This window comes from Luteimonas sp. A649 (assembly GCF_054072735.1).
Window position 1 is genome coordinate 1,945,698 of sequence record NZ_JBSVRQ010000001.1, and the last position, 26,663, is coordinate 1,972,360.

Consider the following 26,663-nt stretch of genomic DNA (forward strand, 5'->3'; position numbering starts at 1 on the left):
GAAGATGAAACTGCTTGACCGTGCCCTGCTGGGTCTCCTGGCGGGCCTGTCGCCAGTGGCCATGGCGCAGGACGCGGCGCCGGTCACCGCCCCGGCGGAAGCCGTGGACGCGGCGCCGACGGTGTTCGACTGCGATGCCGCCGGCTGCGCCGGCGACGAGGGCCTGCTGTTCCGCCTGCGCACGCGCAGCTACGACGAACCGGTGACCCATGGGACCGACGGGAACTCGGGCTCGGCTGCGCTGCAGCCCGACCGCCGCGTGTCCTTGGCCCTGGAAGGGCCGGGGCGCGCCGACATCGCCGGCAACTTCTCGATCCGCCTGCCCGGCGGCGGCGTGATCTGGGCCACGGAAGACCCGAACCTCGGCCAGCCGGAGCTGTCGGTCTCTGCTCCGACGATGGTGGCCTTCGCCGACGGTCGCATCCAGAAGCCGGTGCGCTTCTTCGCCCGTGGCAATTACACCGCCTTCATCGAGCGCTACGAGGTCATGGTGTTCCGCGGCAACGACGCCGACCTGGTCGCGCCGGTGGCGCGATTCGCGCTGCCGGTGACGGCGGTCGCGCAGGACGAGTGGGACGGCGAGCTGCCGTCGGCCATCCAGTTCCGCGCGGGCGACGAACTGGTCTACGTGCTTCGCGCCTATGACGCGCAGGGCCGCTTCGACGAGACCCATCCGCGCCGGCTGCAGCTGGTGACCCCGGCCGAGGCCGAGCGCGGCCTGCAGCAGGTGCGCAGCAGCGCCGAGCGCAGCCTCGGCACCAGCCTGGGCACCGAGCAGGCGCAGGACCAGATGCTGGTCGAGGATGTGTTTGCCGGCAACGGCCTGCGCCAGCAGAACATCCCGGTCTACGGTTCGCGCGTGCGCATCCAGGGCCGCAACGTGCCCGAAGGCCAGACGCTGTCGATCAACGGCGAAAGCTATCCGGTGGACATGGAGCGCAAGTTCGTCGCCGAGTACCTGATGCCGATTGGCCAGCACCGGTTCGACATCGCGGTGTCCGAAGGCGGCGCCGGTGCCGGTGCCGGTGCCGCGGCGTCGAGCTATCCGCTCGATGTCGAGGTCAGCGGCCGCTACTTCTTCGGCGTCGCGCTCGCCGACATCACCGTGTACGAGAACCGGGCCAGCGGGCCCGGGCGCGACCTGGCCCTGGCCGGCCGCGACGACGACATCCTCAGCGACGGCCGCCTGGCGTTCTACCTCAAGGGCAAGACGGCCGGCAGGTACCTGGTGACGGCGCAGGCCGACACCCAGAACCGCCCGCTCGGCGACATCTTCGACGGCTTCACCACCGCCGACCCGCAGGACATCTTCCGCCGCCTGGATCCGGACCTGTACTACCCGACCTATGGCGACGACTCCACGACGTACCGTGACGTCGACACCATGGGCCGGTTCTACGTGCGCGTGGACTGGGACAAGAACGAGGCCCTGTGGGGCAACTTCCACACCGGTATCACCGGCACCGAGTACGCGCAGTACTCGCGCGCCCTGTACGGCGCCGGGCTGAAGTGGCGCTCCATGGACAACAACGCCTGGGGCGATGCGAAGACGCAGCTGCGCGCGTTCGGCTCCGAGGCGCAGACCGCTCCGGGACACAGCGAGTTCACCGGTACCGGTGGCAGCCTGTACTACCTGCGTCATACCGACGTGCTGCCCGGCTCGGACCGGGTGGTGCTGGAAGTGCGTGACCGCACCACCGGTCGCGTCGAGCAGCGCATCGAGCTGCTGCGCGGTGCCGACTACGAGATCGACGAACTGCAGGGCCGGCTCCTGCTGACCCGTCCGCTGGCGCAGATCAGCCGCCAGAACATGCCCACCATCACCCGCGACGCGCCGCTGGACGGCTACGAGCAGCGGCTGCTGGTGGACTACGAATGGGTCCCGCAAAGCTTCGACCCGGACGACATCACCGCCGGCATCCGCGGCAAGCACTGGTTCGGCGACCACGTCGGCGTCGGCCTGACCTGGGTCGACGAGAACCGCGCCGGCGAGGACTACAGCCTGATGGCCGCCGACCTCACCCTGCAGGCCGGCCGTGGCACCTACCTGAAGCTCGAGCACAGCCGGACCGAGGCCAGCAGTGCGCCGGTGTTCTTCTCCGACAACGGCGGCATGAGCTTCGTGCAGACCAACCCGACCGGCCCGCGCGAAGGCGATGCGACCGCGGTCGAGGCGCGTGCCAACTTCATGGAGCTGGGCTGGACCCGGCTCGACTGGAGCGCAGGCGCCTGGTGGCGGCAGGTGGACGCCGGCTACTCGATCTCGCGCTTCGACACCGGTATGGACATCGAGGAACACGGCGCCGAAGTGCTGGGCCAGTTCTCCCCGGACCTGAGCGTGTTCGCCCGCTACAGCAATGCCGAACGCGGTGGCGACGTGCTGCGCCAGGCACAGGCCAGCCTGGAATGGCGCCCGGGCGAGTACAACGCCCTGACGGCCGAGGTGCGCCGCATCGAGGAGCGCCGGCAGGCGCAGGCAACGGCGGCGGGCATGCTGGGTGCGGTGAAGTACACCCATCGCTTCGGCACCGCGCTGGACCTGTACGGCATCGCTCAGGTGACCCTGGACGACGACGGCGGCCAGTACGAGGACAACGATGCGCTGACCCTGGGTGGCCGCTACAACTTCGCCAACCTGTCCACGGTCGGCGCCGAGGCCACCACCGGCGACCGTGGCGAAGGCGCCAGCGTCGAGGCGGAGTACCGGGTGTCGCCGCTGCAGAGCTTCTACGGCAGCTATACCTATTCCACCGACCGCAGCGACTACGACCCGCTGTTCAATCCCGCCGCGCGCAACGGCTGGACGCTGGGGCAGCGCTGGAGGATCTCCAACCAGACCAACATGTTCAACGAGAGCCAGTTCCTCAAGTCGCGCGGCGAGTCCGGCCTGGCCCACACCTTCGGCATGGATTTCTATCCGGTCAAGGGCTGGAACCTCGGCTTCACCCTCACCGACGGCGAACTGACCAACAGCGAGGGCGGCAACATCGACCGACGCGCGGTCAGCGTCTTCGGCGGCCACACCTCGCAGCGCACCGACTGGCAGAGCAAGCTGGAATGGCGCGAGGACACCGGCGTGGAGCAGCGCACGCAGTGGGTGAGTACCAACCGCCTGGCGCACCGGATCAACGAGAGCTGGCGGATCGCGGCGCGCTTCAACTACGCCGATACCGACGACGCCATCAACCCGGCCGCCGGCGCGAAGTTCATCGAAGGCAACTTCGGCTTCGCCTACCGGCCGTGGAACGAGAGCCGCTGGGGCCTGTTCGGTCGCTATTCCTACCTGTACGACCTGGCCACGCTGGGCCAGTTGGGCGGCGCCGACCACGACCAGAGGACGCAGGTCCTGTCGCTGGAGGGCGTGTACCGCCTCGGGCACCGCTGGGAAGCGGCGGCCAAGCTGGCGCGTCGCGAAGGCGAGGTGCGCTACGGGCGCGGCACGGGTGACTGGTTCGATTCGGCGACCACCTTCGCGGCCGGCCAGCTGCGCTACGAGCTGACCCACAAGTGGCACGGCCTGGCCGAGTACCGCTGGCTCGACGTGGACGACGGCGGCACCCGCCAGGGCTGGATGCTGGGCGTGGACCGCGACATCGGCCAGAACTTCCGCATCGGTGCCGGCTACAACTTCACCGACTTCAGCGACGACCTGACCGACTTCGATTACGATCACCGCGGCTGGTACATCAACTTCGTGGGCAGCTACTGAGCCCATTCGCGGCCGGTTCCGATCGGAACATGCGAGCCCGCCTGCATGCGAGTGCAGGCGGGTTTTTTAATGGTTCATCTCCCAAGTCCGGGGACACGGTTCGACGAGGAGTGCCTGCTTCTTTCGTTACGCCTCGCCGTGATCTGGAGGGCCCCGCCGCGGCCGGGAGGCCTTCGCGGCTCATGTCCCCCGGCATCCGCCTGGCGGCGGATGCCTCCTCCTTTACTTCCCCGCGAAGGCCTCCCGGCCACGACGGGGCTCGGGTTCCGCTGCAGATGTGCGAGATCCCGGGCTTTGCTTCCGGGTCACCGCGTACTGCTGCGCACCGGGTGCCAAGGCCCTTGAGAGCGAAGTCAAGGAGGAGGCGATGGCCGCAGGTCAGCGCCGGGGGACATGAGCGCTCAAGGGCCTTGCCACCCGGCACCCGCGCTGTATCAATGGCGCGCCATTCCCTCAGTTGGGAGAAGAGCCTTCTTCATGTGCGGCGGGCGGCGGAGGTGCTGTTCAGGCGGCGCGGACTGTTTCCAGCACCAGGCCGCCGTAGCGTTCGAGCTTCCCGGCGCCGATGCCGCCGACGCCGGACAGCTCCTCTTCGGTCTCGGGCCTGAGCGCGGCGATCTCGCGCAGGGTGGCGTCGTGGAAGATCACGTACGGCGGCACGCTCTGCTCGCGCGCCAACCGGGTGCGCAGTTCGCGCAGGGCTTCGAACAGCGGCTGCGCCTCGGCCGGCAGGTCCGGGGGCAGGGCGGCGCGGCCGTCGCGCGTGCGCTCCTTCCCGCGCGCCCGCGCCCGCGGCGCTTCCTTGCGCAGCAGCACCTCGCGTTGCCCCTGCAGCACCTCGCGGCTGTCCGCGGTCAGGCGCAGGCCGCCGTAGCCTTCGCTGTCGACGTCCAGCAGCCCGGCGGCCACCAGCTGCCGGAACACGCCGCGCCAGCTGCGCGCGTCGAGTTCGGTGCCGATGCCGTAGGTGCTGATCCCGTCGTGTCCGAACTGGCGGATGCGTTCCGATTCCGAACCGCGCAGCACGTCGATCAGGTGCGCCGCGCCGAAACGCTGCCCAGTGCGATAGACGCAGGACAGCGCCTTCTGCGCGGCCACCGTCGCGTCCCAGGTTTCCGGCGGCTGCAGGCAGTTGTCGCAGTTGCCGCAGGGCTCGCCGGCACCCTTGGCGGCGTAGTCCTCGCCGAAGCAGGCCAGCAGCACCTGGCGCCGGCAGCGGGTGGATTCGCAGTAGCCGACCAGGGCGTCGAGCTTGCGGTGCTCCAGGCGCTTGCGTTCGTCGCCGGATTCGGACTGGTCGATCATCTGCCGCAGCATGACCACGTCACCCAGGCCCTGGCACATCCAGGCCTCGGCGGGGTCGCCGTCGCGGCCGGCGCGGCCGGTTTCCTGGTAGTAGCCCTCGATCGACTTGGGCAGGTCCATATGCGCCACGAAGCGCACGTCGGGTTTGTCGATGCCCATGCCGAAGGCGATCGTCGCCACCACCACCACGCCGTCCTCGAGCAGGAAGCGGCGCTGGTTGGCGGCGCGCACCGAGGCGTCCAGGCCGGCGTGGTAGGGCAGGGCGTCGACGCCGGCCTCCTGCAGCATGGCGGCGGTCTTCTCGACCTTGTTGCGCGACAGGCAGTAGACGATGCCGGCCTCGCCGCGATGGCCTTCGATGAAGTCCAGCAGCTGGCGGCGGCCGTTGTCCTTGTTGACGACGGTGTAGCGGATGTTCGGGCGGTCGAAGGAGCTGGTGAAGCGCCGGGCGCCTTCGAGCTGCAGGCGCTCTGCGATCTCGCGCTGGGTCGGCGGATCGGCGGTGGCGGTGAGCGCGATCCGCGGCACCTGCGGCCAGCGCTCGTGCAGCACGGTGAGCTCGCGGTATTCGCGGCGGAAGTCGTGGCCCCATTGCGATACGCAGTGCGCCTCGTCGATCGCGAACAGGGCGATGCGGCTGGCGTCGAGCAGGGACATGAAGCGCGGCGTGAGCAGGCGCTCCGGGGCGACGTAGAGCAGGTCGAGGCTGCCTTCGCGCAGCTCGCGCTCGATGGCCGCGGCCTCGGCGCCGTCGAGCGTGGAGTTGAGGAAGGCCGCGCGGACGCCCAGCTGGCGCAGCGATTCCACCTGGTCCTGCATCAGCGCGATCAGCGGCGAGACCACCACTGCCGTGCCTTCGCGCAGCAGCGCCGGCACCTGGTAGCACAGCGACTTGCCGCCGCCGGTGGGCATCAGCACCAGGGCGTCGCCGCCGCCGGCGACGTGTTCGATGATGGCGGCCTGTTCGCCGCGGAAGGTCTCGTGGCCGAAGACCTCGTGCAGGATGCGGTGTGCGGCGTCACTCATGCGACAAGGATACCGGGGCGGCGTCTCAGGGCCCGGAACGCGAACGCCCGACGCGGGGTCGGGCGTTGCGCGCCGCGGATGCCGGGGAATCCCGGCCCCGGGGCGATTACTGGAGCAGGGAACGCAGCATCCAGGCGTTCTTCTCGTGGACCTGCAGGCGCTGGGTCAGCAGGTCGACGGTGGGGTCGTCGCCGGCATCATCGGCGTGGGACAGCGCCCGGCGGGCGGTGCGGCACACGGCCTCGTTGCCGCCGACCAGCTGGGCCACCATGGCGCGCCAGTCCGGTGCCTCGGTCAGGCCCGGCTCTTCGGCGATCGTCGACAGCTTGATGAACTCGGCGTAGGAGCCCGGCGCGTTGTAGCCCAGCGCGCGGATGCGCTCGGCGATGTCGTCGAGTGCGTTCCACTGCTCGGTGTACTGGTCCATGAACATCGCGTGCAGCGAGTTGAACATCGGCCCGGTCACGTTCCAGTGGAAGTTGTGGGTCTTCAGGTACAGGGTGAAGCTGTCGGACAGGAACTGGGCGAGATCCTGCGAAATCGTCTTGCGATCCTTGTCCGCGATCCCGATATCCACGCCGGGTGCCACCGAACCCGAGGCGGGCGAAGCAACGGGCGAGGCCTTGCGCGAGCTGCGCTTGGCATTCGTGGTCTTGTCCTTGGTACTTGTCTTGGTCTTCGCCATCACTGTGTCCTTTCTTGTCAGCGCGCGACAATGGCGCGATAGGGGCGGGATTGAAGCGGCCCGGAACTGTGAATCGCATGAGTGAAATGGAGTCTAGCCCTCGTGATGCAAGCCCGGCGTCAAGACGCCCGGGGCGCGGGGACATCGGTAAAGCGATGAGCCGCGACCGCGGCCGGCTGCTCGGCCTGTGGCGGCGCCGGGAGCAGGCGCGGGACGACGATGCGCCCCGCAAGGCGTTCGAGGACGCGCTGGCGCGCTCGGTGGCGCAGCGCGAAGCCCGGGCCGCGAGCCTGCCGCATGCCGAGGTCGATCCCTCGCTGCCGATCGCGACCGAGGCCGAGCGCATCGTCGAACTCCTGCGCGCGCACCAGGTGGTGGTGGTCGCCGGCGAGACCGGCTCCGGCAAGACCACCCAGCTCCCCAAGCTCTGCCTGGCCGCGGGCCGCGGCGCGGCGGGCCTGATCGGTTGCACCCAGCCGCGCCGCATCGCCGCGCGCGCCGTGGCGCGGCGCGTGGCCGAGGAACTCCAGGTGCCGCTGGGCGGCGCCGTGGGCTACCAGGTGCGCTTCACCGAAAACGTCGGCGAGCAGACCGCGATCAAGTTCATGACCGACGGCATCCTGCTGGCCGAGATCCAGTCCGACCGCTGGCTGTCGCGCTACGACACCCTGATCATCGACGAGGCGCACGAGCGCAGCCTCAACATCGACTTCCTGCTCGGCTACCTGAAGCAGCTGCTGGCGCGGCGGCCCGACCTGAAGCTGGTGGTGACATCGGCCACGATCGACACCGCGCGCTTCTCCGCGCACTTCAACGATGCGCCGGTAGTCAACGTGGAAGGCCGCGGCTACCCGGTCGAGATGCGTTACCGCGCGCTCGACGGCAGTGCGGGCGGCGATGGCCCGGGCGAGGATGGCGCGATGTCGACCACCGACGGCATCGTGGCCGCCTGCGACGAGATCATCCTGCGCGGCGGCAACGGGATGGGCGGCGACGTGCTGGTGTTCCTTCCCGGCGAACGCGAGATCCGCGACGCGCATCGCGCGCTCGAGGGCCGCAAGTACCGCCATACCGAGGTGCTGCCGCTGTATGCGCGCCTGTCCGTGCGTGACCAGGACCGGGTGTTCAACCCCGGCTCGCAGCGGCGCATCGTGCTCGCGACCAACGTCGCAGAAACCTCGCTGACGGTGCCGCGCATCCACTACGTGGTGGATCCCGGGCTGGCGCGGGTCAAGCGTTACAGCCCGCGTCAGAAGCTCGACCGCCTGCATATCGAGCCCATCAGCCAGGCCAGCGCCAACCAGCGGGCCGGCCGCTGCGGCCGCATCGCCCCGGGAACCTGCTATCGGTTGTACGACGAAGCCGATTTCGCCGCGCGCCCGGAATTCACCGATCCCGAGATCCGCCGCGCCGCGCTGGCGGGCGTGATCCTGCGCATGCTGGCGCTGGGTCTTGGTGCGATCGAGGAATTCCCTTTCCTCGAGCCGCCCGACGCGCGCGCGATCGCCGACGGCTGGCAGCAGCTGGCCGAACTGGGCGCGGTGGATGCGGCGCGCAAGCTCACCGCGCACGGCCAGGCGATGGCGAAGCTGCCGGTGGACGTGAAGCTCGCGCGCATGCTGGTGGCCGCGAACGAGCATCGCTGCCTGCGCGAGATGCTGGTGATCGCGAGCTTCCTCGGCATCCAGGATCCGCGCGAGCGCCCCGCTGACCAGCGCGGCGCGGCCGACGCCGCACATGCCGCGTTCCGGGACCCGAAGTCGGAGTTCGTGGCCATCCTGCGCCTGTGGGAGGCCTATCGCGTCGCGCACCAGGACTTGACCCAGTCGCAGTTGCGCAAGTGGTGCGACCGCAACTTCCTGGGCTTCCTGCGCATGCGCGAATGGCGCGAGCTGCATCGCCAGCTGAAGCTGCAGTGCGAAGGGCTGGGATGGAGTGAAGAGGATCGGGCCGGCGATGTGCTCTTCGCTGCGGGCAGTGAAGACGATGCGTCGGGGCAGGCGGCCGCGGCTGCTCAAGTCCAGGATGGCGCCCGACCGCCCCGCCAGCGCCAGCGCCGGCGTCAAGGCCAAGACCAGGGCCAAGACCAGGGCCACAGCCAGCGGCACGGTGTCTCCGCCAGCCCGGGGAAGGATGCGGCTGCCGAAGCGCGCGATCTCTACCAGAGCGTCCACCGCGCGCTGCTGGCAGGGCTACCGACCCAGGTCGGCCATGTGCTCCCCGAACGCGACAAACGCCGCCAGGCCAGCTACGAAGGCCCGCGCGGCCGCCGCTTCCAGCTCTTCCCCGGGTCGACGCTGGGCTCGCGTCCGCCGCCGTGGCTGCTCACCGCGACCCTGCTCGACACCGAGAAAGTGTGGGCGCTGACCAATGGCGCGATCGAGCCGGAGTGGGTCGAAGCCGAACTGCCGCACCTGCTCTCGCGGCGCCACTTCGATCCGCGCTGGTCGCGGAAGCAGGGGCGCGTGGTCGGCAGCGAACAGGTTGGCCTGTTCGGCCTGGTGCTCGCGGCGGCGCGGCCGTTCCACTACGGCGCGCACTATCCGGAGGAGGCGCGCGAACTGTTCCTGCGCGACGGCCTGGTGGCGGGCGAGATCAACCTGCGCGCCGACTTCGTCGCCCGCAATCGCCGCACGCTGGAGTCGGCCGAAGAGGAAGAGGCCAAGCAGCGCCGCACCGGCCTGGTGGTGGACGAGGACTGGATGCTGCGCTGGTATCGCGACCGCGTTCCCAGCGAGCTGATCAGCGCCCAGGCGCTGGATGCCTGGTACGCGAAGCTGCCCAAGGAGCAGCGGCGCCAGCTGCAGTGGACCCGCGACGACCTGCTGGTCGCCGACGGCAGCGATGCGGAGCGCTTCCCCGCGTACTACCCGCTGGGGGATGCGCGCCTGGCCGTGCACTACCGCTTCGAGCCCGGCGCGCCCGACGACGGCATGACCGTGGTCGTGCCGCTGCACCTGCTCAACGCCATGGACGGGCCGCGGCTGGGCTGGCTGGCCCCGGGCTTCGTGCAGGAGAAAGCCACCGCCTTGCTGCGCAGCCTGCCGAAGGCCCTGCGCCGCAACTTCGTGCCGGCGCCCGACTTCGCGCGTGCTTTTGCCGATGCCCATGGCGATGCCGACGCCGCCACCGACAGCATCAGTGGTGCGCTGGCCCGCTTCCTCAAGCGCCTGACGGGCGTGGAGATCGCACCCACCGATTTCGACGACACAGCGCTGGAGCCCCACCTGCGCGCCAACCTGCGCCTGCTCGATGCCGACGGCCGCCGCGTGCTGGCCGAATCGCGCGACCTGGACGATCTCCGCGCGCATTTCGGTTCGCGCGCCGCCGATGCTTTCGCGGCGCACGCGTCCGCCGGCCTCGCGCGCGAGGCGCTGACCGAGTTCCCGGACACGCCGATTCCCGTTTCAGTGCCCGGCGCCGGCGGTGTGCCGGCCTTCCCCGCGCTGCACGACGACGGCGACAGCGTCTCGCTGGACGTGCACGCCGACCGCACGGAGGCCGAGCGCCAGCACCCCCGCGGGGTGCGCCGGCTGCTCGCGCTGGGGGTTGCCGAGCGCATTCGGCAGGCACGCAAGCAGCTGCCGATACAGCCGAAGACGGCCCTGCTGTATGCCGCGATCGAGTCCACCGCGCCGCGGGGCGCCGGTGGCAGCCGTCCAGCCGACACGCTGCGCGAAGACCTGGTGGACGGCGCCTTCGCGGCGCTCACCGCCGAAGGCCTGGGCGCGATCCGCGATCCCGCGGCGTTTGCCTCGTGCGCCGACGCAGTGGGCAAGGGCCTGTTTCCGGAGGCCATGCGCCGCCTGAAGCAGGCGGAAGCGATCCTGTCCCTGGTGGCCGACGCGCGGGCTGCCCTGGATGGCAAGCTGATGGGCTGGGCGCGCGGCAACCTGGATGACATGCAGGCGCAGCTGGCTGCACTCGCCCCGGCCGGCTTCCTGCGCGACGTGCCGGCCAGCGTGCTGGCCGAGTACCCGCGCTACCTGAAGGCGCTGGTGACGCGGGCATCGCGCGCGCTGAACGACCCGTCGCGCGACCAGCAGCGCATGCTCGAGCTCATGCCTTTCGCCGACGCGCTGGCGCGCGCGACGGCCCAGGGTTGCGCGGGCGAACCCGGCTGGCAGGCCCTGCGTTGGGACCTGGAGGAACTGCGCGTGCAGGTGTTCGCGCAGGAACTCGGCGCGAAGGGCGGGGTGTCGCCGAAGAAGCTGGCGACGCGGCTGGCTGCGCTTACTTGATCCGCTCGACCTTGGCGCGCGTGTTGTAGCCCTCGATCGCCATGTACCACGCGTTGCCGATCAGACCCGGGGTGATCCGGACTTCGGGGCTGTCGCGGCGGGCGCCCGACAGCGTCGCGGCATCGGTCTGGCGCCAGACCTGGCCATTGTCGAGCGTGTACTCGCGGCCCCGCGAGAAGCCGCGGAACTCGCCGACGATGTGCCCGACCACCGGTTCGGTGGAACCGAAGGAGAAGAAGCCGCGGTTCTCGTCCTCGACTTCCTTCTTCGCCGTGGCCGCAGCCTTTTCGGACTCGGTGTCGATCGTGCGATTGAGCCAGGCGTTGAGCCGTTCAAGCTCGTCCGCGCTCAGCTTGTCCAGGCCCGTGGCCTTGAACTCCTCGGGTGTCATCTGCGTCTGGATCGCCTGCTGGGCCGCGGCCGGCGCGGCGACGAAGAGCAGGGCGGCAAGGAGGATGCTGCGTACCGGCATGGCGTCTGTTCCCGGGGGCGAGGTCGGGCTAGTGTAGACCGTCCTGCCTTCCGCACAGCACCCGTCGCCGTGGTCGACACAGTGGATATCGAGGCCTTGCTGGCGCTGCCTGCGCTGCGGACGCTGCCGCGTCCGGTGTCCGGGCTGCTGCGCGATGCCGCCGCGTGCGGACCCGCGCCCTGCGTCGATCCGCGCGCGGTGCTGGAGGACACGCTTGCCGCCCTGGCCCTGCTCGATGCCGATGGCGACGTCATGGCCGCGGCCATCCTGCACGCAGTACCGGACTGGGCCGCAGGCGACGCCGCTTCGAAGCAGGTGGCCTGCCCGGCGCTGCCGGCCCTGCTGGAAGGCCAGGCCGCCGCCAACCAGGTCTGGGCGCTGCACGCCGAGCAGGGCGCCCGCCGCGGCCACGAGGGCCTGCGCCGGTTGCTGCTGGCGATCGTGCGCGACCTGCGCGTGGTGCCGATCCTGCTCGCCCGGCAGCTGGCGCGGATGCGCGCCGCAGCAGCGCTGCCCGAACCCGAGCGCCTGGCGCTGGCCCGGCTGACCCGTGACATCCACGCGCCGCTGGCGAACCGCCTGGGCATCTGGCAGCTGAAGTGGGAGCTCGAGGACCTCGCGTTCCGCCACCTCGAGCCCGAGACCTATCGCCGCATCGCCAAGCTGCTCGACGACACGCGCGCCGGCCGCGAGCGCTACATCGCCGATGTCACCGGGGCACTGGACGATGCCTTGGCCGCGGCCGGCGTCACCGGCGACATCGCCGGGCGTCCGAAGCACATCTACAGCATCTGGAAGAAGATGCAGAAGAAGGGCGTGCCGATCGGTGAGCTCTATGACCTGCGCGCGGTGCGCGTGCTGGTCGACGACGTGCAGGCCTGTTACGCAGCGCTGGGCACGGTGCACGCGCTGTGGACGCCGGTGCCGGGCGAGTTTGACGACTACATCGCGCGCCCCAAGAACAACGACTACCGTTCGCTGCACACCGCCGTGGTCGGCCCCGGCGGCAAGACGCTCGAGGTGCAGATCCGCACGCGTGAAATGCACGAACAGGCCGAGCGCGGCGTGGCCGCGCACTGGCGCTACAAGGAGAGCGGGGGCTCGCAGCGCTCGGCCGCCGGCGAGGCCGCGGTCAACCGCAAGATCGAATGGATGCGCAACCTGCTCGACGCGACCGCCGACTCCGGCGATGGCGTGCTGGCCGGCGCGTTCGACACCGAGCTGGTCGAAGACCGCATCTACGCGCTGACACCGAAGGGCGAGGTCATCGACCTGCCGCGCGGCGCGACGCCGCTGGACTTCGCCTACCGCGTGCACACCGAGGTAGGCCACCGCTGCCGCGGCGCCAAGGTCGATGGCCGCATCGTGCCGCTCGACCACGTGCTGCGCAGCGGCGACCGCGTCGAGATCATGACCGGCAAGGTCGCGGAGCCGCGACGCGACTGGCTGATGCTCACCAACGGCTATCTCGCCAGCGCGCGTTCGCGGGAGAAGGTGCGGTCGTGGTTCCACAAGCTGGACCGCGCGCGCAACCTGCAGGATGGCCGCGAACTGCTGGAGCGCGAGCTCAAGCGCGTGGGCCTGGGGCAGGCCGACCTGGCGCCGGTGCTGCGCCGCTTCAACGTCGACAGCGTCGATGAGCTGCATGTCCATGTCGCGCTGGGCGACGTCGGACCCCACCAGGTGGCGCGCGCCCTGTCCGAGCACGAGCGGGCCCAGCGCGAGTCGGAAGTGCCCGACGACGACGGCGTCATCGCGCTGCGCGCCCCGAAGCGCGTGCGCCGCAGCGGCGGGCAGGACTTCACCGTCGTCGGCGTCGACAACTTGCTGGTGCAGATCGCGCGCTGCTGCCATCCGCTGCCGGGCGAGGCCGTCCGCGGCTACCTGACGCGCTCGCGCGGCGTGAGCGTGCATCGTGCCGACTGTGCGGCCTTCGCACGCCTGGCGGAGAAGGAATCGCAGCGCGTGCTGCCGGTGGAGTGGGGTGCATCGGGCGGTGGGCACGAGGCCGCAGTGACCCTGGACGCGGTCGACCGCAAGCACCTGCTCAAGGACGTGACCAACCTGATCGCGCAGGAAGAAGCGCACGTGCTGTCCATCGACGGTGGCGCGTCGCGCGGCGCGGGGCGCGTGCAGCTGCGGCTGTCGCTGCGCGTGGCGGACTTCGGCCAGCTCTCGCGGCTGCTGGGCCGGCTGGAAGCGCTGCCCGGAGTCGAGCGTGCGCGCCGGGCCTGAGCCCGGCAGCGTGCCCGCCGCCAACATGTTCATGCGCCGCCGTTTAAGCTCGGCCGCGTGAATCCACGCAGGCAGGCCGATCCGTTTCCCGATCCCCCCGGCGCCGACGCCATCGCGCGCTGGCTCGCCGGCATGCCCGAACGCCTGGGCATGCGGCGCCACTGGCGCTGGTGGCTGATCGGTTTGATGCTGCTGGTGGTGGCGCTGGCGATGCTGCGCGCGCCCATCGGCGCCTGGCTGTGGCCGCAGACGCGCGCGCAGGCGCTGAACGACGAAGCGGAGCGTGCCTTGGCCCGCGGCATGCTGAGCGCCGAGGACGGACGCGGTGCACGCGAGCTGTTCGAAGCCGCACTGGCCATGGATCCCGACCGCGGCGAAGCGCGCCAGGGCCTGGCCCGGGTGGCGCTGGCCGCGCTGGGCCAGGCACGGATGGCATTGGCCGAGGATCGCTTTGCCGACGCCCATCGCCACTTGGCGCTGGCGCGCGCGCTGTCGGTTCCGCGCGCCGAGGCCGACGCACTGGCGGATGCCCTGCGCATGCGCGAGGCCGGCGCAGCGGGCATCGACGGCATGTTCGCCCGCGCCGAACTCGCGCATGCGCAGGGGCGGCTCGACGACGGCACCGCCAGCGCGCTGCCGCTCTACGCGCGCGTACTGGCACTGGAGCCGGCGCATGCGGGCGCGCTGCGCGGTCGTGAAGATGCGCTGGGCGAGCTGCTGGCGCAGGCCCGCGAGGCGCTGCGTGCCGGCGATGTCGAACACGCGGTGCGCCTGGTCGCCACCGTGCGCGACTACGACCCCGCGCACATGGACATGACCGACACCGTGGCAAGGCTGACCGAGGAGTCCGGCCTGGACAGCGACGGGGTGGCCAGGCTGCTTGCGGGCGAGGTCGCGGTGCGTCCGGGTGTCGGCGGCGGTCCCGACGCGGATGCCGGCGTCCTGGCGATGTCCGCAGGCGCGCGTGCGCAGCGGGTGTCCGTGCTGCTGGCGGAGGCCGAGGTCGCGCGCACCGACGGAAAGATATTTGCACCCGCGGGCGAAAACGCCGTGGAGAAGGTCGCTGCGGCACGCGCCCTGGATCCCGCATCGCCGGCCGTGGCGGCGGCGGTGGGCCGGTTGCTGCCGGCCGCGAACGAGTGCCATGCGCTTGCGCTGCGCGGCAACCGCCTGCGCAGCGCCGCGTCCTGTCTCGATGCCCGGGCCGCGCTCGGCGACGACGCCGGTGAACTCTCGGCTGCACGCCGGCAGCTCGCCGAACGCTGGCTGGCCGTCGGCGACGAGCGCCTGGGCGCCGGCGAGATCGGCAATGCGCGCAGCGCCCTCGCGGCGGCGCGCGTGGCGGATCCGGCTGTTCCCGGGCTCGCCGACTTCGAGCTGCGCGTGCGCGCGGCCGCCGCCGCGCTCAGGCCGGAATGAGCGCGCGCGTCAGTCGATGAACACCCGGCGCACGACGCCGCGCGCCGCATCCGCCGAAAAATGCAGGGCGATGTTGTCCAGGCCGTTCGCAGCCAGGCGTTCCCATAGTTCGCGATCGCCATAGGCGCGGACCACGGCATCCGCGAAGGCGACGGCGTCGTCGGCCACCAGCACGTCGTGGCCGTCGATCAGGTGCATGCCCTCGGCTGCGCAGCTGGTGGCCACCACCGGCTGGCCGTGGGCCATGCTCAGGTTGACCTTGCCCTTGACCCCGGCGCCGTAGCGCAGCGGCGCCAGTGCGAGCCGGCAGCCGTCCATGTACGAAGTGATGTCGGGCACGTAGCCGTGCACGGTGATGCCGGGCACGCCTGACAGCGCAGCGACCTCCGGCGGCACGTCGGCGCCGATGCAGTGGAAGCCGACGTCGGGCAGCCGCGCGCGCACCAGCGGCATCACCTCGCCCCCGAACCAGCGCACGGCATCGACATTGGGCGGGTGGCGGAAACCGCCGACGAAGACCAGGTCGCGGCGCTGGTCGAAGGGCAGGCCCGGGCCGGCCACGCTGTGCAGGTTGGACAGGACCTCGACCCGGGCGTCGGGCGCATCGGCGGCCAGCACCTCGCGCTCGACCGCGCTGACCACGAGGGTCGTGTCGGCAGCGGCGATCACCGCCAGCTCCTGGCGTCGCGTGCGCGCGGCCGCCTGCGCGAGCGTGCGGTCGGCGGTGACGTCGGCGGTGCGCGTTTCGCGCAGGTAGTGGAGGTCGATGGTGTCGAAGACCACACGCGCCTGCGGCGCATGGCGTCGCAGCAGGGGCAGGAACTCGCTGGCCACGTAGTGGCGGCAGACCATCACCACGTCGAAGCGCGGCCCGTGTTCGGCCAGCCACGCCGGTGCGCGCGCGGCGTGCGGCGCGCTCCAGGCTTCGACGCCGGACTGGCGCAGGGCATCGGTATAGCGACCGTCGTAATGGCGGTTGGCGGGCAGGAACACCACGTGCGCGCCTTCCTCGCGCAGCAGGCGCATCAGGTTGACCAGGCGCAGGGAGCCCGAGTCGCGGTCGGGCTGCGGCGTCAGGGCATCGATCACCAGCACCTGGCGCTGGTGGCGGTGCAGGCTCGCCGGGGAGGGCTCGTGCGGCGGCTGGAGCCTGGACAGGGCCTCGCGGCGATGGGCGAGGAACACCTCGCGATTGCGCACCTGGTGCGCCTTCACGCCGCTGCCAAGGTCGGTGCCGGCGCTGGTGCCTTCGTCGTGGACCACCCGCGCGGCCGGCTGGTAGAGCACGCGGCGGCCCGCCGCGCGCACCGCGAAGGCGAGGTCGGTGTCCTCGTAATAGGCCGGCGCATAGCGCCGGTCGAAGCCGCCGAGGTCGAGGAACAGCTGCCGCGGGATCGCGATCGCGGCGCCGCTGGCGTAGTCGGCGTCGCGCAGGTACGCGTAGCGCGGGTCGGAGGGATCACCGAAGCGCCCGTAGTTCCAGGCGTTGCCGTCGTTGAACACCACGCCCCCGGCTTCCTGCAGGCGGCCGTCCGGATACAGCAGCTGCGCGCCCGCCAGGCCCGCATCCGGATGGGTGTCGAAGGTGTCCAACAGCGCGTCCAGCCAACCCGGCTGCGGCACGGTGTCGTTGTTGAGCAGCACCAGGTAGCGGCCGCGGGCCAGGGCGGCGCCGTCGTTGCAGGCGGCGATGAAGCCGCCGTTGGCGGCGCGGCGGTGGTAGCGCAGACCTTCGACCCGTGGCAGCAGCTCCGGGGTCTCGTCGCCGGAGCCGTCATCGACCACCAGTACTTCGAACGGCGCCCGTGGAGGATGCGCGGCCAGCGCCCGCAGGCAGGCCAGGGTGTGCGCGAACTGGCCGTACACCGGGATCACGATGCTGGCGACGGGCGTGTCGCTGGTGGCCAGGGCGAAGGGCGCGAAGGGCGCCGCTGCCGGCAGGTACAGGCCTTCCCGCAGCGCCCGCCGGGGCGGCAGCACCTGCTCGCGCAGGCGCGTCCAGCTGGCGCGCAGCCCGCGGGTGCGCAGGCTCAGCAGCCCGCGGTGGAGGAGGCCGGCGGCACGTGCGATGAGGAAGCGCGCGTCGGCGATCGTAAGGGACATCCAGCGACAACTCCGGCTGAAGGGGGGCGTGCGCGGCCGGGGAGGGGCTGCCGGCGCTGGGCTAGACTCGGCACGGATCGCCGCATTCTCGCATTCCGCGCCGCAGCCCGGCGTCCTCCCACCACGCCGCCGAGCCCGCATGGCACGCATCGATTACGACGAAGACGACCACGACGATGATGGCAGCCCGCGCCGCGACTGGCGACGTACGCTGCTGACCTGGTGCCTGGCAGCGGCAGGGCTGGGGCTCGGGTTCCTGGTCCCGTACATGCTGTACCTGAACCACCAGGTCAACGAGCGCTTTGGCCAGCTGCAGTGGCAGCAGCCCACGCGGGTCTACGCGCGGCCGCTGGCGCTCGCACCCGGGACGGCGATGGACGCCGCCACGCTGAAGCTTGAACTTGCCGCCGCCGGCTATCGCGAGGGCGACGGCCAGCGGCCGGGCACCTGGGCCGGGAAGGACGGCACCTGGACCATCGCCAGCCGTGGTTTCACCGACGTCGCGGGCGCGGTGGCGCCCAGCCGCGTCGAAGTGCGCATCGCGAAGGGCACCGTCGCCCGGGTCCGCGACCTGGTTGGCGACCGCAACGCCGAGCTCGTGCGCCTGGACCCCGCGCGCATCGCCACCCTATATGGCCGGCAGCAGGAGGAGCGCCGCCTGGTGCGCGTGGCGGAGGTGCCGCAGCAGCTCACCGACGCCCTGCAGGCGGTCGAGGACCGCGATTTCGCCCACCACCACGGCATCGACGTGCGCGGCATCGTGCGCGCGGCGTGGATCAACCTCAAGGCCGGCGAGGCGCGCCAGGGCGCGAGCACCCTGACCCAGCAGCTGGCGCGCAGCGGCCTGCTCGGCATCGGCCGCGAGCAGACCTGGAGCCGCAAGTTCAACGAGATCCTGTACGCGCTGATCATCGAGGCGCGCCACGACAAGGGCGAGATCCTCGAGGCCTACCTCAACCAGGTCTACCTGGGCCAGCGCGGCAACCAGGCCATCCGCGGCGTGGCCGCAGGCTCCGAATACTGGTTCGGACGCAGGCTCGACGACCTGGGCACCGAGCACGTGGCGCTGATGGTCGGCATCATCCGCGGCCCGTCCTACTACGACCCGCGCCGGCATCCCGAGCGCGCGAAGACCCGCCGCGATTTCGTGCTCGGCGAGATGCTCGAAACGGGGCTGATCGACCAGGCCGAACACGACCGCGCCGTCGCTGCGTCGCTGGGCGTGACCACGGCGCCGGGCAGCATCGCCGCCAACCGTTTCCCGGCCTACGTCGACCTGGTCCGCCGCCACCTGGCCAGCGACTATCCCGCCGACAAGCTGCAGGGCGCGGGGCTGGCGGTGATGACCAGCATGTCGCCGTCTGCGCAGGCCTACGCCGAAGACGCGGTCACCGGCACGCTGGAGGCGCTGGCGAGCAAGAACAGGCCGTCGCTGGAAGCCGGCCTGGTGGTCACCGACGTGCACAGCGGTGAAGTAGTGGCGGTGGTCGGCAGCCGCGACGTCGACATGCCCGGCTTCAACCGCGCGGTCGAGGCCCAGCGGCCGGTGGGTTCGCTGCTCAAGCCCTTCGTCTACCTGCTGGCGCTGGCGCTGCCTGACCGCTGGTCGCTGGCCACCCTGGTGGACGACTCCCCGGTCGCGGTCACGCTGCAGAACGGCAAGCGCTGGACCCCCGGCAACTCCGACGGCAAGAGCCACGGCAACGTGCGCCTGATCGACGCCCTGGCGCGTTCGTACAACCAGGCCACGGTGCGCGTGGGCATGGCCGTGCGTCCCGAGCGCCTGGCGTTCCTGATCCGCCAGCTGGCGGGCATCGAAGCGGTCGCGAACCCGTCCCTGATCCTGGGTTCGGTGGACCAGAGCCCGTATGCGATGGCGCAGCTGTACCAGTTCCTCGCATCCGACGGCGAGATCCAGCCGCTGTACACCGTGCGCGGCGTGCTCGATGGCGACGGCAAGCTGCTCACCCGCTACGACAAGGCGCCGGCCCAGCCCGACGACCGCGACCGCACCGCCGCGCGCCTGGTGACCCTGGCGCTGCAGCAGGCCGTGAGTTCCGGTACCGGGCGGCAGCTCGTCAACGACGGCCTGGGCCGGTTGGCCGCGGCCGGCAAGACCGGCACCAGCAACGACGGCCGCGACAGCTGGTTCGCCGGTTGGACCGGTGACCACCTGGCCGTGGTCTGGGTCGGCAACGACCAGAACGAGCAGACCGGCCTGTACGGTGCCACCGGCGCGATGCGGGTCTGGTCGGGCATGTTCAAGCGCCTGCCCAGCGCGCCCTTGAAGGTCGCGGGCCGGGGCCTGGAGTGGAGTTGGGTGGTCCAGGGCCACAGCACCGACGCCGATTGCGAGGGCGCGCGTCGCTTCCCCTTCAATGCCGACTTCGTGCCGCCCTGGCAGCCCTGCGTGCGCGAACTGCCGCCCGAAGAACAGTCGGGTGGCTGGCGCGAGTGGTTCGGCTTCGGCCGTGATCCCGCCACTACGCCGCAGCCTCCAGAATCCGAGTCCGAGTCCGAGACGCGCAGATGATCCACGATCCCCCACGACCCCTTCTTCGCACGCGTGGCGTGTTGGCCGCGGCGGTGCTGCTGGGCCTGGCCGCCTGCGCGTCCGCGCCCGAGGCGCCGGCAGTGCAGCCGCTGACCGACGCCACCCCCGCGCAGATGGTGGAGTACGTCCACGCGGCCGCCGGTGATGGTGCGGGCGAACTCAACGTGCAGCCGCTCCGGAACGCCGAAGTCGAAGACCTGCGCCAGCAGGCCGACCGCCTGCTGCAGACCGGCCACCCCGCTGACGCCGCCGCCGCGCTCGACCACGCGATCACGCTGGTGCCCGACGATCCCGCGCTGCTCCAGGAGCGCGCCGAGGTCGCGCTGCTGATGTCCGACTTCACGCGCGCGGACGAGCTCGCGGCCCGGGCGCAGGCCCTGGGCTCGGGCGTGGGCCCGCTGTGCCGCCGCCACTGGGCCATTCGCGAGCAGGTCCGCCTGGTGCAGGGCGACGCCGCCGGTGCGGCCGCCGCGAAGGACGCGATGGCCGAATGCAGGGTGGCGCCAGCCCAGCGCTGGTGAGCTGCACGGAGCGCGCTGGGAGAATCCCGACAGTGCTGCCTGTCCGCGGACGAGTCCGCAGGCAGCGGTTTGCGGCGATCATGGCGTCCTGATGAACCTTTCCCGACCCAGTGATCCCGCCCTCGATGACGCGGCCGGCGCCGACGCGCCGTGCGAGCCCGCGCTCGCCCGTGAGAGCCGTGACGCCCTGTCCGCCGATGGTCCGCTGGCCGCGGTGCTGCCGGGTTTCCGTCCGCGGCAGGCGCAGCAGGACTTTTCGGCCGCGGTGGCTGCGGCCTTCAACGACCGCGGCGTGCTGCTGGCCGAAGCCGGTACCGGCACCGGCAAGACCTTCGCCTACCTGGTCCCGGCGCTGCTGTCGGGGCGCAAGACCATCGTCTCCACCGGCACGCGCGCGCTGCAGGACCAGCTCTACCACCGCGACCTGCCGCGGGTGCGCGATGCGCTGGGCACCGGCCTGCGGACTTCGCTGCTGAAAGGGCGCGCCAACTACCTCTGCCGCCACCGGCTGGAGCGTGCGCGCGGCGAGAACCGCTTCCAGACGCCGGCCCAGGCCGAGCACTTCCAGCGCATCGTGGCCTGGAGCGGACGCACCCGCATGGGCGACCTGGCGGAGCTTGAATCGCTGCCCGAGGATTCGCCGCTGCTGCCCCTGGTCACGTCGACCGCCGACAACTGCCTGGGCAGCGAGTGTCCCTTCTGGGGCGAGTGCTTCGTGGTGCAGGCACGACAGCGCGCCCAGGAGGCCGACGTGGTGGTGGTCAACCATCACCTTCTGCTCGCCGATCTCGCGCTCAAGCAGGAAGGCTTCGGCGAGATCCTGCCCGGCGCGGAGGCCTTCGTCGTCGACGAGGCCCACCAGCTGCCCGAGCTCGCCGCGCAGTTCTTCGGCGAGGGCCTGTCGGCGCGGCCGCTGGTCGAACTCGCGCGCGATGCGATCTCGGAATCGCACGGCGTCAACGGCGCGCTGGCCGCGCTGCAGGAGCCGGCGCGCGCGCTGGAGCAATCCACGCGCCTGCTGCGCGCTGCCATGGAGGTGCTGGCCGCGCGCGGTACGCGCCCGCAGCTGCTGGCCGTGCCTGAGGTGGTCGAGTCGTTGGACGGCCTCGACGTCGCGCTGCTCGCGCTTGCGGATGCGCTGGTGCCGCTGGCCGATGCCGCCCCGGGGCTTGAGGCCTGCCTGCTGCGCGCACGCGACCATCGCGGGCGCCTGGGGCGCTGGCGTGACCTGGACGGTCCCGCCGACACCGGCGCGGCGGAGGGTGCGGACGCGGCTGCGGACGTCGGCACGGCCGCCGCCAAAGGCAGGGCGCCACCACCCGTCAGCGACGATGACGTCCGCTGGTACGAGCTCTCTCCACGCGGCTTCCGCCTGCAGCGCACGCCGCTGGATGTGTCTGGACCGCTGCGCGAACACCGCGAGCGTTCGCGCGCGGCCTGGGTGTTTACGTCCGCGACGCTTGCGGTCGAAGGCCGCTTCGACCACCTCTCCACGCGCCTGGGCCTGGATGCGCCGCGCACCCTGATCGTGCCCAGTCCCTTCGACTGGGCGAGCCAGGCGCTGGCCTACCTGCCGCCGGACCTTCCCGAGCCGTCTTCGCGCGATTACACCGCGGCGATCGTCGCCGCCGTGCGCCCGGTGCTCGAAGCCTCGGGCGGCCGCGCCTTCCTGCTGTTCGCCTCGCACCGCGCGCTGCGCGAGGCCGCCGAGGTCCTGCGCGGCGGGCCGTGGCCGCTGTTCGTGCAGGGCGAAGCGCCGCGGCACGTGCTGCTGCAGCGCTTCCGCGAGTCCGGCAACGGTGTCCTGCTCGGCGCCGCCAGCTTCCGCGAGGGCGTCGACGTCGCCGGCGGTGCGCTGAGCGTGGTGGTGATCGACAAGCTGCCTTTCGCCTCGCCCGACGATCCGGTATTCGAGGCTCGGCTGGAAGCAATCCGCCGCGCCGGCGGCAATCCCTTCCGCGATGAGCAGGTGCCGCAGGCGGTGATCGCGCTCAAGCAGGGCGTGGGTCGGCTGATCCGCACCGAGACCGACCGCGGCGTGCTGGTGCTCTGTGATCCACGGCTGCTTGGGAAGGGCTACGGCCGGCGCTTCCTCGATTCGCTGCCGCCGTTCCCGCGCACGCGCGACGTTGCCGACGCGGTGGAGTTCTTCGCCGCCGAGTGAGCGGGCGTGGCGACGGGCCGCGGGGTTACCCTGTCGCACCCTCCTGCCGTACTCCCCGCATGCGCCTGCTCGCCATCGAAACCTCCACCGAAGCCTGTTCCGTCGCCGTGCTGGTGGGCGATGCGGTGATCGAGCGCTTCGAGCTGGCGCCGCGCCGGCACGCGGAGCTGGTGCTGCCATGGGCGGAGGCACTGCTGGCCGAGGCCGGGCTGCGGCGCGCCGACCTCGACGCGATTGCGGTCGGGCGCGGACCGGGTGCGTTCACCGGCGTGCGCCTGGGCATCTCCATCGCCCAGGGCATCGCGCTGGCGCTCGAGCTGCCGCTGCTTCCGGTGTCAACGCTGGCGGTGCTGGCCCTGGGCGGAGTGCGCGACGCAACCGCAGGTGGGACGGGAGGCGTTGCTGGCAATGGCGCCGCAGGCACGCAGTGCGTGCTCGCCGCGATCGACGCGCGCATGGGCCAGGTCTATGCCGGGGCCTTCGTGCGCGAAGGCGATGGCCTGCGCGCCCTGGATCGGGAAATCGTGGCGGCACCCGAAGCCATCGAACTTCCGCCCGGCGACGCGTGGCATGGCGTGGGCACCGGCTTTGCCGCCGCGGATGGCGCGCTGGTCCAGCGCCTCGGCAATCGACTGGCATCAGTCGATGCCCAGGCCCTTCCGCACGCCGCCGACCTCGCGCGCCTGGCTGCGCTCGCGTATGCCGCAGGCGACGCGATCGCACCGGAGCGGGTGGAGCCCGCGTATCTCCGCGACAACGTCGCGCTCACCCTCGCCGAGCAGGTCGCTGCGCGCGAACGCCGCGGCTGAGGCTGCCGCCGCGGCCGGGCTCAGTCGTCGACGAGCTCGCCGCCCGGCAGGAAGTTCCAGGTGCGGGTGACGTGGAGCACGTCGATTTCCTCGTCGGTCCGCGGCAGCGGCGGGTAGGGTTCGGCGAGGCTTGCGATGCGCAGCGCGGCGGCGTCGAGCAGGCGGATGCCGCTGGACTGGATCACCTCCGCGCGCTCGACCGAGCCGTCGCGGCGGATCGCCACGCTGATCACGAGCGTGCCCGACAGCTGCCGGCGGCGGGCCTCGTCGGGGTAATTGAGGTTGCCCACGCGCTCGACGCGGTCGACCCAGGCCCGCAGGTAGGTGGCATAGACCCACTCCTGGGTGCTCGCCGACACGAACTTGCGATTCGGGCGCTTGGCGTAGCGCTCGGACTGCAGGTGGATCTCGGCGGCCAGGCGCGCCATGGCGAGATCGCGCTCGATCCGCTCCTCTCCCCTCGGCAGGGGCAGCTCGTCGGCGCGCGGGGTGGCGTCGGGCGTGGGCACCGCGTCCTCCCCGTGGCGGCTCGTGACTACGCGCGCCTCGGGGGGCGGCGCCACGTCCGGGGACTGCGCGCGCACCGCGCGCTGCGCGACGCCGGCTTCGTCCTGCGGCAGCTGCCCGGCCTGCGCATCGCGCGGCCGCCGGCTCGCCTCGTCTTCGCCACCGCCCTGGTTGCTGGCCTGCGCCAGGAAGTCGGCCTGTGCCTGGGTCAGGGGGCTGGTGGTGCGGGTCAGGATGACGTCGAGCGTGGGCAGCACCGGCGCCGCCTCTTCAAGCGCGAAGCCGATGCCGAGCACGAGCATGCCGTGCACGAGCAGGGAGAGCACCAGGGTCGCGCCCAGGCGCTCGCGCTCGCCGATGCCGCCGGGTGCCGCCATCGCGCTCACCGCTGCATGGTCTCCACGCCCGCCATCAGGCAGGCGTGCCGGGGGCGCCGCGTTCGATGGCGTCGAACAGCAGGCCGGCGATGTTGAGGCCGAACTCGGCGTCCAGCTCGCGGATGCAGGTGGGACTGGTGACGTTGACCTCGGTGAGCCAGTCGCCGATCACATCGAGCCCGACGAAGCGCATGCCGCGCCTCACCATTTCCGGCCCGACCTGGGCTGCGATCCAGCGGTCGCGCTCGCTCAGCGGGCGGCCTTCGCCACGGCCGCCGGCGGCGAGGTTGCCGCGGAACTCGTCGCCCTGCGGAATCCGCGCCAGGCTGTAGTCCACCGGCACGCCGTCGATCAGCAGGATGCGCTTGTCGCCCTGCGTGATCTCCGGCAGGTAGCGCTGGGCCATCGCCAGGTGGCGGCCGCCATCGGTCAGGGTCTCGAGGATCACGTTGAGGTTGGACTCGCCGGCGGCGGCGCGGAAGATCGAGCGCCCGCCCATGCCGTCCAGCGGCTTCAGCACCGCCTGCCCGTGTTCGGCCACGAAGGCCTTGAGCGCGGCGGCATCGCGGCTGACCAGGGTCGGCGGACAGCACTGCGGGAACAGCAGCGCGGCGAGCTTCTCGTTGAGGTCGCGCAGGCCGCGCGGGTCGTTGACCACGTTCGCCCCGGCCAGGCGGGCGGCATCGAGGATCTGGGTGTCGTGGACGTAATCGGCGTCCACCGGCGGGTCGGTGCGCATCAGCACCACGTCGCCGTCGCCGAAGCGACGCTGTGACGCCGGTCCCAGTTCGAACCAGTCCTCGGGGTCGTCACGGACCTTCAGCGGTGCGGCGAGGGCACGGGCGGCGCCGCCGTCCATCGACAGCCCGCCCGGCAGCACGTAGTGCAGCCGATGACCACGCCGCTGTGCCTCCAGCAACATGGCGAACGTGGAATCCTTGGCGACCTTGATCGACCCGATCGGATCCATCACGACGACGACATCCAGCGACATTTGGGCCACCTGCGGCAAATAGTGACAAATGTTATCAGCTGACGGCAGCGCCCGAGCAGGGATAAGCTGCAGACGCGCACAGTCCGCAGCGGTCGTGCTTGACACTGCAGCAGCGGACTGGAAGATTGGCCGCTCGCAAGGCGCCGGCAGTCACGGGGCCATGCACGGGGAGACACGATGACGCAGGACCAAAATCGCGCCGGCAGCCTCGACGGGTTGCGCGTGATGGTGATCGATGATTCGAAGACCATCCGGCGCACGGCGGAGACGCTGCTGCGACGCGAAGGCGCGGACGTCGTCACCGCAACGGATGGCTTCGAAGCGCTGGCCAAGATCGCCGACCAGCGCCCGCAGATCATCTTCGTCGACATCATGATGCCGCGCCTGGATGGCTACCAGACCTGCGCGCTCATCAAGAACAACCAGCTGTTCAAGCACACGCCGGTGATCATGCTGTCCTCCAAGGACGGCCTGTTCGACAAGGCGCGCGGCCGCATCGTCGGCTCCGAGCAGTACGTCACCAAACCTTTCACGCGCGAGGAACTCCTCGACGCGATCCGTACGCACGTCAACACCTGACCGGGGGGGCAGGTACACCATGGCAAAGATCCTGCTGATAGAGGACTCGCCGACAGACACCGCGGTCCTGACCCAGCTTCTCGAGCGCAACGGGCACGAGGTGCTGGCCTGCGGAAACGCCGAGGACGGCATCGAGGTCGCGCGACGCGAGCAGCCGGCGCTGGTGCTGATGGACGTCGTGCTGCCGGGCATGAACGGCTTCCAGGCGACCCGCGCGCTGTCGCGCGACGCAGCCACGACCGCCATCCCGGTGCTGATCGTCAGCACCAAGGGCATGGAGACCGACAAGGCCTGGGGCATGCGCCAGGGTGCCAAGGGCTACATCGTCAAGCCTCCGGTCGAGAGCGAGCTCGTCGAAAGCATCAACGCGCTGCTGGGAGGCTGAGATGGCACGACGCGACGCACGCACGCGGTCCGTCGAGCCCTTCGAGGCCCTCGCCGGCTTCGAGCGCCGCAGCCTCGCGCACGTCGTCGGCCTGCCCGAACAGCTCGATGCGCCGGGCCTCTGGCGCGGCGTCGGCTACCGCGTCGGCCAGCGCCTGCTGGCCTCGGGTTTCGACGAGGTCCTCGAAATCCTGCCCCTGCCGCAGCTCACGCCCGTACCTGGCGCGCAGTCGTGGATGCTCGGCGTCGCCAACATCCGCGGCACCCTGTTGCCGGTGGTGGACCTGCGCCTGTTCCTGGAAGGCGAGCGCACGGTGATCCACGAGGGCCAGCGCGTGCTGGTGGTGCGCCAGCCCGGCGGCAACGTCGCGGTGACCATCGACGAACTCTTCGGCCAGCGCAGCTTCCTCGAAGAGCAGCAGTCCGGCCACGAGGCCCTCGCCGAGGGCCGCTATTCCAGCTTCATCGACCGCGCCTACAAGGTGGGCGGGCATGCATGGGGCGTGTTCAGCCTGGACCGGCTGTCGCGCACCCCCGAATTCAGACAAGCAGCGGCCTGATGCCGCATCAGACAGGCCA

17 protein-coding genes are annotated in these 26,663 nt (G+C 71.3%); 11 read left to right on the plus strand and 6 right to left on the minus strand.

The window, feature by feature from the left end; translation table 11 throughout:
• The first annotated feature begins 4 nt into the window (after window positions 1-4).
• Entirely contained in the window at window positions 5-3,709 is a 3,705-nt protein-coding gene (locus ACW5E8_RS09000) for a hypothetical protein (RefSeq protein ID WP_456965108.1), read from the plus strand.
• A 504-nt stretch (window positions 3,710-4,213) separates the two neighbouring features.
• Here ACW5E8_RS09000 and recQ read toward each other — a convergent pair.
• Window positions 4,214-6,040, minus strand: a complete 1,827-nt coding sequence (recQ, locus tag ACW5E8_RS09005; RefSeq protein WP_456965109.1) for a DNA helicase RecQ — start codon at window positions 6,038-6,040, stop codon at window positions 4,214-4,216.
• 106 nt (window positions 6,041-6,146) lie between these two features.
• Window positions 6,147-6,725: a Dps family protein gene (locus ACW5E8_RS09010; RefSeq protein WP_456965110.1), complete on the minus strand. Its 579-nt coding sequence runs from the start codon at window positions 6,723-6,725 to the stop codon at window positions 6,147-6,149.
• Window positions 6,726-6,802: 77 nt separating this feature from the next.
• On the opposite strand from ACW5E8_RS09010, the gene hrpA reads away from it, so the two are divergent.
• Window positions 6,803-10,966: an ATP-dependent RNA helicase HrpA gene (gene hrpA / locus ACW5E8_RS09015; RefSeq protein ID WP_456965111.1), complete on the plus strand. Its 4,164-nt coding sequence runs from the start codon at window positions 6,803-6,805 to the stop codon at window positions 10,964-10,966.
• Here hrpA and ACW5E8_RS09020 read toward each other — a convergent pair.
• Window positions 10,959-11,438, minus strand: coding sequence for a hypothetical protein (locus ACW5E8_RS09020; RefSeq protein WP_456965112.1), 480 nt, complete (start codon window positions 11,436-11,438; stop codon window positions 10,959-10,961). The genes hrpA and ACW5E8_RS09020 overlap by 8 nt on opposite strands.
• A 69-nt stretch (window positions 11,439-11,507) precedes the next feature.
• Between ACW5E8_RS09020 and ACW5E8_RS09025 the strand changes: the two genes are divergently transcribed.
• Together ACW5E8_RS09025 and ACW5E8_RS09030 are read left to right on the plus strand one after the other, a co-directional pair.
• Window positions 11,508-13,673, plus strand: a complete 2,166-nt coding sequence (locus ACW5E8_RS09025) for a RelA/SpoT family protein (protein ID WP_456965113.1) — start codon at window positions 11,508-11,510, stop codon at window positions 13,671-13,673.
• Window positions 13,674-13,730: 57 nt separating this feature from the next.
• Window positions 13,731-15,092 carry a hypothetical protein gene (locus tag ACW5E8_RS09030; protein ID WP_456965114.1) on the plus strand — a complete coding sequence of 454 codons (1,362 nt, stop codon included), beginning with the start codon at window positions 13,731-13,733 and terminating at the stop codon, window positions 15,090-15,092.
• A 9-nt stretch (window positions 15,093-15,101) separates the two neighbouring features.
• On the opposite strand, the gene ACW5E8_RS09035 is transcribed toward ACW5E8_RS09030, so the two are convergent.
• Window positions 15,102-17,195, minus strand: coding sequence for a glycosyltransferase (locus ACW5E8_RS09035; RefSeq protein WP_456965115.1), 2,094 nt, complete (start codon window positions 17,193-17,195; stop codon window positions 15,102-15,104).
• A 139-nt stretch (window positions 17,196-17,334) separates the two neighbouring features.
• Here ACW5E8_RS09035 and mrcB point away from each other — a divergent pair, with 139 nt between their 5' ends.
• The 4 genes from mrcB to tsaB all read left to right on the plus strand — a co-directional run bounded on the left by mrcB (window position 17,335) and on the right by tsaB (window position 23,243).
• Complete coding sequence (mrcB, locus tag ACW5E8_RS09040; protein WP_456965116.1) at window positions 17,335-19,728, plus strand: penicillin-binding protein 1B; 2,394 nt, start codon at window positions 17,335-17,337, stop codon at window positions 19,726-19,728.
• Entirely contained in the window at window positions 19,725-20,270 is a 546-nt protein-coding gene (locus tag ACW5E8_RS09045; protein ID WP_456965117.1) for a hypothetical protein, read from the plus strand. The genes mrcB and ACW5E8_RS09045 overlap by 4 nt, the downstream gene beginning before the upstream one ends.
• Window positions 20,271-20,361: 91 nt before the next feature.
• Window positions 20,362-22,434, plus strand: coding sequence for an ATP-dependent DNA helicase (locus ACW5E8_RS09050; protein ID WP_456965118.1), 2,073 nt, complete (start codon window positions 20,362-20,364; stop codon window positions 22,432-22,434).
• A 59-nt stretch (window positions 22,435-22,493) separates the two neighbouring features.
• A complete protein-coding gene (gene tsaB / locus ACW5E8_RS09055; protein ID WP_456965119.1) occupies window positions 22,494-23,243 on the plus strand; it encodes a tRNA (adenosine(37)-N6)-threonylcarbamoyltransferase complex dimerization subunit type 1 TsaB in 750 nt (249 codons plus the stop codon).
• Between the two features lie 20 nt (window positions 23,244-23,263).
• On the opposite strand, the gene ACW5E8_RS09060 is transcribed toward tsaB, so the two are convergent.
• Both ACW5E8_RS09060 and gshB read right to left on the minus strand, forming a co-directional pair.
• On the minus strand, window positions 23,264-24,127 hold the full coding sequence (locus ACW5E8_RS09060; RefSeq protein ID WP_456965120.1) for an energy transducer TonB: 864 nt from the start codon (window positions 24,125-24,127) through the stop codon (window positions 23,264-23,266).
• A gap of 34 nt (window positions 24,128-24,161) precedes the next feature.
• On the minus strand, window positions 24,162-25,121 hold the full coding sequence (gene gshB, locus ACW5E8_RS09065; RefSeq protein WP_456965121.1) for a glutathione synthase: 960 nt from the start codon (window positions 25,119-25,121) through the stop codon (window positions 24,162-24,164).
• A 177-nt stretch (window positions 25,122-25,298) separates the two neighbouring features.
• Here gshB and pilG point away from each other — a divergent pair, with 177 nt between their 5' ends.
• From pilG to ACW5E8_RS09080, 3 genes are read left to right on the plus strand one after another with little or no spacing between them, the layout of a single operon-like run.
• Window positions 25,299-25,700, plus strand: a complete 402-nt coding sequence (gene pilG / locus ACW5E8_RS09070; RefSeq protein WP_132985356.1) for a twitching motility response regulator PilG — start codon at window positions 25,299-25,301, stop codon at window positions 25,698-25,700.
• Window positions 25,701-25,719: 19 nt separating this feature from the next.
• A complete protein-coding gene (locus ACW5E8_RS09075; RefSeq protein WP_456965122.1) occupies window positions 25,720-26,085 on the plus strand; it encodes a response regulator transcription factor in 366 nt (121 codons plus the stop codon).
• A gap of 1 nt (window position 26,086) precedes the next feature.
• Window positions 26,087-26,644 (plus strand): chemotaxis protein CheW, encoded by a 558-nt coding sequence (locus ACW5E8_RS09080; protein WP_456965123.1) that lies wholly within the window; start codon window positions 26,087-26,089, stop codon window positions 26,642-26,644.
• The last annotated feature ends 19 nt before the right edge of the window (window positions 26,645-26,663 follow it).